This is a genomic window from Pedobacter nyackensis (assembly GCF_032678475.1).
GTDB lineage: Bacteria > Bacteroidota > Bacteroidia > Sphingobacteriales > Sphingobacteriaceae > Pedobacter > Pedobacter nyackensis_A.
The window spans coordinates 647,703-660,203 of sequence record NZ_JAVTSF010000002.1 but is presented as its reverse complement, the minus strand read 5'-3'; the positions used below and the strand labels follow the sequence as shown (position 1 = coordinate 660,203).

Genomic DNA, 12,501 nt, shown 5'->3' with positions numbered 1-12,501 from the left:
CCATGAAAATCAATATCAACTATATACTTTTGCTCAGCGTGTTTTTGTTTTCCTGCAAAAAGAACACGATTACGGAGTACGCAAATGAGGTCGATAATATCTCCCTTAACTACCTCGATAGTAAAGGAAACAGAGATACTACTGCGGTAACCTATTCTTTTGCAACGAGTCCCGGATTGGCCAGTGATACGATCTGGGTTCCGGTTACGGTTGCCGGTAAAAGGGTTTCCACCGACCGGAAATTTGTATTGGCTGTGGTCGAGAACATGACTACAGCTCAGGCCAACCTGCATTATGAACCACTCAAAACCAATTATACCATCGCTGCAGATTCAGGCAAACTGCTTGTTCCCGTAATACTTAAGAACATTGATCCGGCATTATCCAATAAATCTGTGATACTAACTGTAAGGGTTGTTGAAGGTGGTGATTTCAAGGCTTCATTGCCTGTTGCCATCCGAACCAAAAGGATTCTGTTCTCGAATCGTCTGGAACAACCGTCGTGGTGGGTGCTTTGGCAAGGTAACCTCGGCCCTTACAGCCGTACAGCCCATCAATTGTATCTTATTTCAGGTGGTGGAGATCTGGTTGATGTCACCAAACCCGATGCCTACCTGGGCATTCCGAGAACCTTGTATTTCCTGCAGAATGCAAGAACCTTTACCAGGGATCCCTTTACCTGGGTAACCAGAAATCCTGAAAAAGGTTATGTGCTGACGAAAAGAACGGACGGGACAGAAGATTACGACTTTTATCATAAGGATTCACCGGGCATCAAGCTCCACGTCAAATTCTTTCCACAAGTAAACGCCTATTTCTTTATGAATGAGAATGGCAACCAAATCATCATGAATTAAGCTTTAACATCATGAAAAAAATACTCTTATACTTTCTGGCTTTCGCAGCCTGCCTATATACTTCCTGTAAAAAAGACTTGGGGAATTATAATTATTCGCCGCCTTCAGAACCTGTTATTAAAGGGATCAAGGATGTTAACCTCTCTGCCGCAATCGGCGACTCCCTCATCATCAAACCCGAGGTGAGTCTTGCTGATGCCGATCCGCTTAAAGACCTGGATTTTGAATGGCGCATTACGATCATCGAAGAACTTAGGGAAGCCAGTTTTAAAGGTTACCCCTTAAAAATGCTATACAACCTTGGAACCGGTGAACGTCCCGCAAGGCTGGTCGTGACGGATAAACGGAACGGCCTGATTTATAAATACAACTTCAAAATCACCGGTGTTACTCAATTCTCTGCCGGAACAGTAATTCTCAGTAACGAAGGAGGAACGGCTAAACTTTCATTTGTCAAACCTGACAATACGGTGCTGGCCAATATTTACGAAAGCCTGCAATCCGGTACTTTGCCTAAAAATCCGGTGCAGCTTTATTATTCCAAACCTTTGCCTTATCAGCTACAAAGCAAGGAAGAATATTGGGTCATGTGTGATGACCCTACTACAGGCAGTGTGATTGTTACCCCAAGTACGCTACAGTATAAGGATAATTTCAAATCACAATTCTTCCTGCCGCCGACAACAATAGTTCCTGGCAATTTAGAAACATTTATGGGTACCATTTCTCACGGTGTCATCAACAATAAATTATATATAGGCATACAGTCGACTGCCCCATTTGCTCCGGATTATGGCAAGTTTGCCAATGAGCAGATTGGTGACTACCAGGTTTCTCCTTTTATCACGCACGGAGGGGCATTTTATTTGGGATATGATGTCAAAACCAAAGGGTTCATTACGTTCGATGGTGGAGGAAACTACCAGGGGAAAACTTACAATTCCGGAACACCACCGACAGTCCCTTTTGATCCTAAAAGTACAGGGCTGTCGAACCTGGTTTACATGAAGGCCAGTTCGTCAGGTACCACTTACGCCTTTTTCAGAGAGGAGGATGGAATTACTTATGAGTTGAAATTTAACAATCAACTTACGGCAGATAGCAAATCCATCGTAGCTGAGCATAAGCGTATTTTTGCGGGATCGACAAATGTAAAAGCCGACTCCAAATGGGTGAGGAATACAGTCAATGTATTTTATTTCAGCTCTGATGATAAAATATACCGTTACAATCCAATCAGCGAAAGCCTGGAACTTCAGGAGGCCAACTTCTCCGGTAAAAAAATATCAATGTTAAAAATCAGTGCCGATAACAATAGGCTATATGTAGGTGTGGATGATGCGTTGCATACGCTGGATATTTCCGGTGATAAAAAAGGAAACATTCTTAGTACCATTAATGGCATACCGGGAGCACCGGTGGATTTTTTGACACGTACAAATTAGATCTTCTAATACCGGGGTTCCATCTGGCCCCGGTTAATCTTAACTTACAACACATAAATGAAATTGAAATTTTTAGTACTCGCTACCCTTGTACCAGCCTTGGCCTGGGCACAATCGCCGAATTTTACTATCACCGGTAAAATTGGAAACTTAAATAAACCAGCAAAAATCTATCTTGATTACAATTCAGAAGGAAAAGGGGCCAGTGACTCCTGTGAACTGGTAAATGGTAGATTTAAATTTACTGGCAATATTGCTGGTTATGCTAGTGGACGTATGACTTTGTCTCGTGAAGGTATCAGGGATAAGGAAATTTATGGCACTAAAGGTCTGGGTGATGTGATCTACATGAGCTTTGGTAAGGAAAATATCCAGATTACTTCCTCAGATTCACTCTATAATGCGCAGTGGAAAGGGTCAAAAGTTTATGAAGAAATGAAAGCTTTTGACAATGAAGTAGGACCAACTGTTATGACAGTGCACCACAATGCAAACGTTGCTATTAATAGGGCTACTCCAGAACAACAGGCCGATACGCTTTACTTTAAAGCTTTGGACAAACAAGTACAGGCATTCAGAAAATCAAGGGGAGAGAAAATGCTGGCCTTCGCTAAAGCAAATCCTAACTCTTACTTCTCGCTGCAGGCATTATCTGAACTGGTAGGCGGATATTCAACAAAGCCGGATGTCGCTCTGCCTGTATTTAATAAGCTTAATGACAAACTGCGCCTTTCTTACGGCGGACAGAGTTTATATAAACTTTTAAATGCACATGCGGTAACTGCATTAGGTGTAAGTGCACCCAATTTTACCCAGAACGATATGAATGGTAAGCCGGTGGCATTATCAGACTTTAAAGGGAAATATGTACTCTTGGAATTTTGGGCCAGTTGGTGTGCTCCGTGTCGTGCGGAAAGCCCTAATCTATTAAAGCAATATGCTAAATTCAAAGATAAAGGATTTGAAATCCTGGGTGTTTCTGTAGACAGTGACAAGGCTAAGTGGATTGAAGCAATTAAAAAAGATGAATTAACCTGGCCTCAGATCTCTGACCTTAAGGGCTGGGATAATGAAGCACGGAAAGTGTATGGAATAACGGGAGTCCCTGCAAATTTCCTGATCAGCCCGGATGGAAAAATTATTGGTAGTCATTTGATGGGAGAGGCTTTAAATAAAAAACTTGGAGAGCTGTTGAACTGATAAAAAAAGAAGTTGACGAATGCTCGGGTTATGCGTTTTAAGCGTATAGCCCGGGCATTCTTTTTTATAGTGCTTTATGACGCATACGCCTGCTCTTTTTCGTATATTGGAAGGGCTAACTTTGCTAGTCCTATATTTTATTGATGAAGTACTTTTGTAAGCTTTATTTCACGGTTCTCTTAATAATTGCAGTCAAGCTTAGCTATGCCTTTGAGAGCCAGGAACCCAAACAGTTTTATTTTCAGCAATTTGATAACCGCAATGGTTTATCAAATAGTGCCGTGAATATGGTTTTTCAGGATAAAGATCAATTGCTATGGGTCGGTACCTGGGACGGGCTAAATATGTATGATGGTACAGATTTTAGGGTTTTTAATTACAACAGCGAAAATCAGGGCGGGAGTATCGGGAACAATGTGATCCAGGATATCAAAGAAGATAATGTTGGTAATGTTTGGATCAGTACGATCGGGGGAATTACACGTTTTGAGAAACCGAGCGGCAAATTTTATAGATATTTTTATAATCAGGCGACAAAAAGAAGTATTGCGGAAAAGGAGTATGAACTGGCAATAGCAACCAATGGAGCTGTTTTCTGTTATAGCAAGACCTATGGTTTAAGCCGTTTTGATCTTCAAACCAATCAGTTTAAGTCGATCGCTTCTCCGGTGTCAGGAGCAAAAGTGATAAAAATGCAGCCTGGAAATGCTGGGTTAATTTGGTTTCTTAAAGATAATGGGACATTGCTGGCCTGTCGGGTAACTGCTGAAGGGGTACGACCGTATCGTGTAATTAAAGCCAATACTGCTATTAATAATTTTTTCCCCGTGAATGACTTTTTGTTATTTACAGATGCCAATAACACGCTTTGGACAATCGATACAGGGTTTAAGCTAAAAAAGCAAAATAGTATCAGTGCTGTAAAGAGTGTGGTTTACTACCAGTCACATTATATCGTAGCCTGGGAGGGGCAAGGTATCGGTGTTTTTGATGTGAATTTCCAGCCGTCAGCCTTTATGCAGCAAGAGGTGAAGCAGCTGACAAACATCAGGGTTACCGTCTTGGAGCCAGCGAGGGATGACGTATTGTGGATAGGAACAGACGGGAACGGATTGATCAAGATCTATCCCAAAATGAATCATTTTGGCCTGATTAACCGAAATAATTTTGCAGATCTGAACAAACCTGTACGTGCTTTTACAGAAGCCGATGGCAATTTATGGGTAGGTACCAAAGGAAAAGGGATTGTAATCATAAAGGACTTCATGAATAACTTTTCTGTTCAGAATGTGAAAGAAGGATTAAATACGGGGAATGGTTTGGCGAACAACTCCGTGTATGTCTTGAAACGAGGTAAGGAGCCTTATATTTATATAGGTACCGATGGACAGGGAATTGGAATTTATGACTTGCGGGCGAAACGGATTATCAGCTGGCAGGAAGTTGTCGGAACTGCTACCTTACCGTTTTTTGGTTCTGTGTATGCCATTTTGGAAGACAAAGAAAACTCTTTATGGCTGGGAACGAGCGGTCACGGTTTGATCCATATAAAATTGGAAAAAAATGCTGCGGGTATTTTAAAAGTAGGTTATTTCAGACAGTACCTGTCGGGCAAACAAAACGGACCGGCCAACGATATCATTTATGCTTTGAGCAATGGTGATGACGACCGGCTTTGGATCGCTTGCAGGTATGGAGGATTAAGTGTTCTTGACAAAAAGACAGGAAGATTTAAAACCTTTAAAGCATTCTCTTCTCCCAATAGTCTATCCAATAATGATGTGCTTTCCTTGCATAAAGACAAAAGTAAAAGATTGTGGATTGGTACGAGTTATGGGTTGAACATGCTTAGTCAGGAAGAATCTTTAAAGGAAAATCCCCTTTTTAAGAAATTTAGAATGACGGACGGGTTACCGAACAATACGATCCATGCCATTGAAGAAGCAAATTCCGGAAATATTTGGGTAAGTACCAATAAAGGACTGGCACGGTTAAACCCTGTTGATGGTGCTATTGCCAGCTTCAGAGAAAGTGACGGATTGCAGAGTAATGAGTTTAGTGATGGGGCAGTTTGGAAATCGGCTTCGGGCGCACTTTATTTTGGCGGTATTTATGGCTTTAACTATTTTATGCCGGAACGCATTACGGAAAATAAGGTGCAGCCTAATTTATTGGTTTCCGGAATTCAACTTGGGGGTAAAAATCTGGATGAAAATAGATTGCAGGTACTCAGGACTGTGCAAGGTGCTGTTCCCGAATACACTGTGCCTCGTAAAAGTAATTTCTTCCAGTTAAGTTTAAAGCCTATGAGCTTTTTGAATGAGGCTAAGAATGAATTTGCCTACAAGCTGGAAGGACTGGATAAAAACTGGAATTATTCCGGGGGAGTTGGTAATATTGTTTACAACAATGTTCCTCCAGGCAATTATACGATGCGGGTAAGGTGGAGCAACGGGGAAGGCGTATGGACGAGCGGAGTTGCGGTATTTAAACTACATGTAGAACAGTATTTCTGGTTAACTTATCCTGCCTTATTTGCTTATTTTGTAATACTGGTTGCCTCTGGTTATGCTTTTCATTTGTACAGAAAAAATAAGCTGCAAATGAAGTATCAATTGCAGATGGAACACCTTTTAAGACAAAAGGATGAAGAAGAACACCAGCAGCGCCTGAATTTCTTTACCAACATCGCCCATGAAATCCAGACGCCTTTAACGATGATTATGGGGTCGGTTGAACATTTTTTACGCAGTAAAAAGTCGGAACTGTTGAAAAACAAAGAGCATAATTATCTTATTTCTATTGTACATAAACACACGGCCAGGCTAACTTACCTGGTGCAACAATTGCTGGAATTTAGAAAAGCTGAGGCTGGTTACCTGAAAAGGAACGATGATTATGTTGACATCAGTAAGATGTTGGATAGCTTATCGGAACTATTTGTGCCTGCCAGTCAAAAAAATAGTCAGAAATACATTAGAACAATAGATAGCGGTGTTGCAGGTTTTATTGATAAAGATAAGTTTGAGAAAATTTTGTTCAACCTTTTATCAAATGCCTTTAAGCATTCTGGCAGGCAGGAAACCGTTGTGTTTAAATCTGAATACAACCGGGCAGAGCAAGTATTGGAGGTCAGCGTTTCCAACTCGGGCTGCACTTTAAAACAGGAACATCTGGAACAAATTTTCAATAAGTTCTACGTGAGCAATGAACAGCAGACTGAAAAATTTAGTACAGGTATTGGTCTGGCTTTTACTAAAGAGTTGGTAACATTGATGGACGCTGAGATTAAGGTGAGTCTGAAGGAAGACTGGATAGATTTTAGGGTATTTGTTAAACTATCCACCGCAGAGGGTAAGGAGGCAAAAGTAATTACTTCTGCACCATCTTCCTTATACCTGTCGCTGGTGCAGGAATATGAGCGTCCTGAGATGGCTTCTGCGGAAGAAGAAAATAAAAGCAGTCTGATTGATGATTTGCAGGCAGAAAAAGCCAGTATTTTATTGGTGGAGGATGAACCGGAACTGCGTTATCTGATCAGGAATGTATTGAAAGATCAATATGTGGTTTATGAGGCTGGTACAGGCGTGGAAGCGCTTGCCTTTCTGCACAAAACGATTCCAAGTCTGATCATCAGCGATGTAATGATGCCCGATATGAATGGACTTGAATTGTGTCGGACGGTAAAGCAAACCCCCGCTATGGCGCAGACACCATTTGTGATTTTATCTGCCAGAGGTTCAGAAGATAATAAGGCGGAGGGATATGAATTAGGAGCGGATGCCTATATTCCCAAACCTTTCCAGATCAATTATCTGCTGATAAGAATACGAAAGCTATTGGACGACCAGGCGCGGATGGAAAGTTTGATTAAAGATCAGAACATTACCAATCAATTTATGGATGCTGATATCGCTGAAACAGATAAGAAGTTTTTAGAAGAACTGCTTAAAGTTATTGAACATAACTTAAACGAGCCGGAATTGAATGCCGCTACGTTAGAGGATGCGCTTGCGATCAGTAAAATGCAATTGTATAGAAGATTGAAGTCTTTGGCTGGAATGACTCCCGCTGAATTCATCAAAAGGATCAGGCTCAAACACGCTGCCGATATGTTGATCGCATCACAATATACCGTTTCAGAGATATTTTACCGTACAGGTTTCAACAATAAATCATACTTCTTCCGGGAGTTTAAAAAGATTTATCATTGTGCCCCAAATGAGTATCGTCAGAAGCAGTACACTGAAAATACAGCCTCTTTGTAACTATAGTGAACTAAAATGTAACTATAGTGCACTAGTCTGGAACCCTTCCGGCATAAATTTGTTGTAACCAAATATATCACAGATGAAAAGAAATCTACACTTCTCTTTGGGCTTGGTACTTTTAATAGTACTGTCGGGGTTTACGGCCCTGGCTCAGATAAAATTAAGCGGTAAGATTACTGACGAGAGTAATCAGCCATTTCCGGGAGTTATTGTTCAACAGCTCAATACCCAGAATAAAACTGCAACTGATGTTAATGGTAATTATAACATTACACTGCTCGACGAGGGGGGAAAGGCATTGGTTTTTAGTTATGTGGGCTACACAAGTATTACTGTGCCTTATGCTGGAAGTACTACACTTAACGCAACCATGAAAGTAAGTGCTTCAAATCTGGATGAGGTAGTGGTAGTAGGTTATACTTCGCAAAAAAGAACCAATATTTCCGGAGCTATTGGTACAGTAAATATGGGGGATGCAGATAAACGCCGCGTTGCGGATGTAGCGCAGATGCTACAGGGACAGGTTGCAGGTGTGCAGGTTACTCAAAGTACCGGTGCTCCTGGTGATCCAATTGATATCAGGATTCGTGGAGTGAGTATTGGAAATAACAATCCCCTGTTTGTTATTGATGGTGTACCTACAACTAATTCTTCCTTTGTAAACCCTCAGGAGATAGAGTCAATGAGCGTACTGAAGGATGCTTCTGCGGCAGCTATATATGGATCAAGAGCCGCATCAGGAGTGATCATTATTACCACAAAAAAAGGTAAGGTTGATCGGTCTTCATTTGACGTGAATTATTATAATGGTATACAGCAAGCGGTTAATTTGCCCAAAATGTTGAATAAAATGCAATATTTGGGTAAGTTGGAGGAGGCCTGGAATAATTCAGGGTACGCAGGCACTAATCCATATACCGGGCAGTTGAGTCGAACTGATTTAGCGGATACTGACTGGTTAAAAGAGTTGTTTGAAACCGGTCGTTCGCAAAATTTTCAAGCAACAGCAAGTGGAGGTTCTCAAAAAGTACAATATTTATTTTCAGGAGGGTATTACAAACAGGACGGAATCGTGGTCTATAATAATGACCAATATAAGAGGGTAAATTTCAGAGCCAATATAAATGCAGACCTTAACGATCGATTTACCATCGGAACCAACCTTCAGTTATCGCATGAAACCAGGGACCAGCTTTCGTCTAAAGGTGATGCGCCAGGGATTATTAGACATGCTTTAATCAGACCACCAGTAATCCCGGTTTATAAAGATCCGACAAATCCTACCTGGTCGGCAAGAGATCCTTTTACCGATCTCCCGTTTTATAATGGCTACAATGATTTCGATCCCAAATATGAACGGACTCAAAACCCTATAGCCCTTGCTTATTTTACTGATAATACACTTAAGCAATTTAAAGCCTTTGGGAATGCTTATGGGGAATATAATGTTTTAAAAGATAAGTCGCTTAAATTCAGGACTAACGTAGGTCTGGAACTAAATTTTAATCATAATAAAGCTTTTTTTGAAAATTTTGGGGATGATGAAAGAACACCTGATCCTGCTCAGGTCGATCCAGGTATGGGGCGACAAAATCGGCCAAATGGATTGAACGAAGACCGGGGAGATGATTATACCATTACCTGGAACAATACGTTAAGCTATAAAAAAGTATATAATCAGAAGCATGCTTTTGATGCACTTGTGGGAACGGAGTTTATCACCAATAAAAGTTCTTCTATCAATGCCTCCAGACGCAGATTCGAGTATACCTATCCGGAGTTTCGTTATTTGGACCTGGGGGCATCTGCTAAAGATGTCTGGAATGGTGGTTATGCATCAGAATACTCTTTGTTTTCTTTATTTGGAACTGCCACTTATGTATATGATGGTAAGTATATGATTACTGGAAATATGCGTGCAGATGCATCATCAAGGTTTGGAGAAAACAATCAGTGGGGGTACTTCCCTTCTGTGTCGGCAGGCTGGATCATGACAGAGGAAGCTTTTATGAAAGATATAAAAGCTGTTTCTTACTTAAAATTAAGAGGAAGTATAGGTTCGCTAGGTAACCAGTCGGGTATCCCCAACTATTCTTTTTTAACAAAGTATGATGGTGAAGGTAAAATCACCAGATATGGAAATCCGGACTTGAAATGGGAAACTACTACGCAGACTAACATCGGTATTGACGCCGGGCTTTTCAGAAATAAAATCTATCTGACTGCGGATTATTTCGTTAAAAATACACATGACATATTGCTGGGTGTGGCCTTACCTAAACTTGTTGGGCAGGTGGATGCTACATTTGTAAATGCAGGTAAAGTACGTAATCAGGGGTTTGAGCTTTCTTTAAGTGTCCGGGATAAAACTTCGGGTGGTTTTGGTTATAATGTCACTGGTAATATTGGAACTATAAAAAATGAAGTTATTGCACTTCATAGAACGGTTCCAGCATTAATCGGGCCTGTTTCCAGGGCTGTTGTTGGTCAGCCTATTGACGTTTATTATGGGTATATGATGGAAGGGATTTATCAAAATCAGGCAGAAATTACCGCACATCAATCGGGCTTAGCAAATCCTACATCCAAACCTGGAGATATTAGATTTAAGGATTTGAATGGAGACGGACTTATTACTGATGCTGATCGCAGCTATATGGGCTCAGCTATTCCTAAGTTCACTTATGGATTTACCGCATCTATAGATTATAAAGGCTTTGATTTTTCTTTTATGCTTCAGGGCGTGGGTAAAGTAAATCGCTATAACGAAAGCAAGCAGATAATGGATTATGATACCCGTCCTTTTAATCATACTACTGCAGTATTAAACAGTTGGAAAGGAGAGGGTACAAGTAACACCATACCAAGGTCTACTTTTACCGATAATGGCAGCAGTAGAGTATCCAGCATCTTTGTAGAAAATGCTTCCTATTTCAGGTTAAAAAATGCAGAAATCGGGTATTCTTTCGGTCCTCTGATGAAAAAAGCAAACCTGGGTGTGCAAAATTTAAGATTATATGTGTCAGGGCAGAACCTGTTTACAGTAACGGATTACACCGGGCTTGATCCTGAAATTGCCGATCAACGGGATATGGGTACTTATCCTCAGTCAAGAGCGGTGTTGTTAGGTGTAAATGTAACTTTTTAAGAACCGGTATAAACCAAAAATATTATGAATACATCTGTTAAGTTATTTGCCGTAATAGCCATAGGTTTGGCATTCGGTTGTAAAAAATATCTTGAGAAGGAACCCATTGGATTGTTGACCGCAGATCAGGTTGTTTCTGAACCTACGGCTAATTCTATCGCAGGTTCGGTATCCAACTCTTACCATCTGCTTTCCAATACACTGAATATCCTTGGAGACTGGAATTGGACTGAAGGTCTGGTATTAAAGAATGATTTTATTATACAAGACATCGCCTCAGGTGATGCAAATAAAAAGTGGAACCCTGATGGTGATCAGGCATGGATGGATCAAGTAGCGGAATTTAGTTTTACGGCCGATAATCAGGCTTTTAATGGGGTATGGACTTATGATTACGAAGGTATAGCGAGAGTTAACCAGCCTCTTGCCTTGCTTACAGACGATGCAGTAATCCAAAAAGTAGGGATGGATGCAACTACAAGGAATCGCTTGCTCGGAGAGGCTAGTTTTTTAAGGGCTATGTATTATTTTGATCTGGTGATTAATTTTGGAGACGCTCCGCTTGTCTTGAAACCATTAAAGAATTTTAATGAGGCCTACGAAGTTTCTAAAAGAGAGCCAAAGGAAAAGGTATGGGCGCAGATTAATGCCGATTTGGATCAGGCGTTATCTTCACTTCCGAATAGTAAATTTTCGAGTGATACAGAAAGATGGAGGGCTTCAAAAGGTGCTGTAATTGCAATGCAGGCTAAAGTTGCCTTATATATGGGAAATTGGCAAAGAACTGTAGATAAAGTCAATGAATTGAATACATTGAATTTTTATCATTTAAATACGAATTACTTTGACAGTTTTGATCAGACTAAGGAATTTGCAGATCAGGAAGTGATTTTTGCATACGATCATCGTCAGGGTGTGCAGCCAAGAAGAGGAAATGGGCTTACAGCGTTATTGGGTTGGGGATTTCTGGCACCATCACCTAATTTTATTAATTCCTTTGAAGCCAACGATCCAAGATTAAGTTATACCGTAAATGTGGGCGACCAGGCTGTTTATAAATTGCTGGGTAGTACCACTACCGCAAATAAAGGAAATGATGATGCGCCTTCTAACCGGATTTTTATCCGCTATGCCGATGTGCTCCTTTGGAAAGCGGAAGCCCTGAATGAACTCAATGATTTTCCGGCAGCAATTGCTTTAATTAATGAGATACGGTTAAGGGCTCGAAATACACCTTTAATTGGAGGTGGTACAGCACCGGTGGGTACGCTACCTAATCGTCCTGCTTCGACAGATAAGGTACAGATTAAAAATTGGCTGATGCAGGAACGCCGGGTTGAACTTGGTATGGAATCACATAGGTTTAGCGACTTACGCAGGTGGAAGACAGCTAAGGCTGTGTTAACTGCGATGGGTAAAAATTTTAATGACAAAAATTACTTGTATCCTATTCCTCAGGGAGAAGTTGATAAAACAGCAGGAGCTATTTACCAAAACAAAGATTATTAATTATTCCTGACGTAAAAGTTCCCTGCAAGCTGATTTTATGAGCTTGCGGGGAAATTGTACCCTTTTTTATG

At 40.8% G+C, this 12,501-nt stretch carries 6 protein-coding genes; all 6 read left to right on the top strand.

The genetic code is table 11. The features are described 5' to 3' along the window. Nucleotides 1-2 precede the first annotated feature (2 nt). Nucleotides 3-857, top strand: a complete 855-nt coding sequence (locus R2Q84_RS10285; RefSeq protein WP_316816445.1) for a DUF4843 domain-containing protein — start codon at nt 3-5, stop codon at nt 855-857. A gap of 11 nt (nt 858-868) precedes the next feature. After that, nucleotides 869-2,302, top strand: a complete 1,434-nt coding sequence (locus R2Q84_RS10280; protein ID WP_316816444.1) for a PKD-like family lipoprotein — start codon at nt 869-871, stop codon at nt 2,300-2,302. A 57-nt stretch (nt 2,303-2,359) separates the two neighbouring features. Further along, nucleotides 2,360-3,502 carry a TlpA disulfide reductase family protein gene (locus R2Q84_RS10275; RefSeq protein ID WP_316816443.1) on the top strand — a complete coding sequence of 381 codons (1,143 nt, stop codon included), beginning with the start codon at nt 2,360-2,362 and terminating at the stop codon, nt 3,500-3,502. Between the two features lie 143 nt (nt 3,503-3,645). Beyond that, the gene (locus R2Q84_RS10270) at nt 3,646-7,770 is read left to right on the top strand and encodes a two-component regulator propeller domain-containing protein (protein ID WP_316816442.1); all 4,125 of its coding nucleotides are present in this window, start codon (nt 3,646-3,648) and stop codon (nt 7,768-7,770) included. Between the two features lie 82 nt (nt 7,771-7,852). Then, entirely contained in the window at nt 7,853-10,921 is a 3,069-nt protein-coding gene (locus R2Q84_RS10265) for a TonB-dependent receptor (protein WP_316816441.1), read from the top strand. Between the two features lie 24 nt (nt 10,922-10,945). Continuing rightward, complete coding sequence (locus tag R2Q84_RS10260; RefSeq protein ID WP_316816440.1) at nt 10,946-12,430, top strand: RagB/SusD family nutrient uptake outer membrane protein; 1,485 nt, start codon at nt 10,946-10,948, stop codon at nt 12,428-12,430. Nucleotides 12,431-12,501 lie beyond the last annotated feature (71 nt).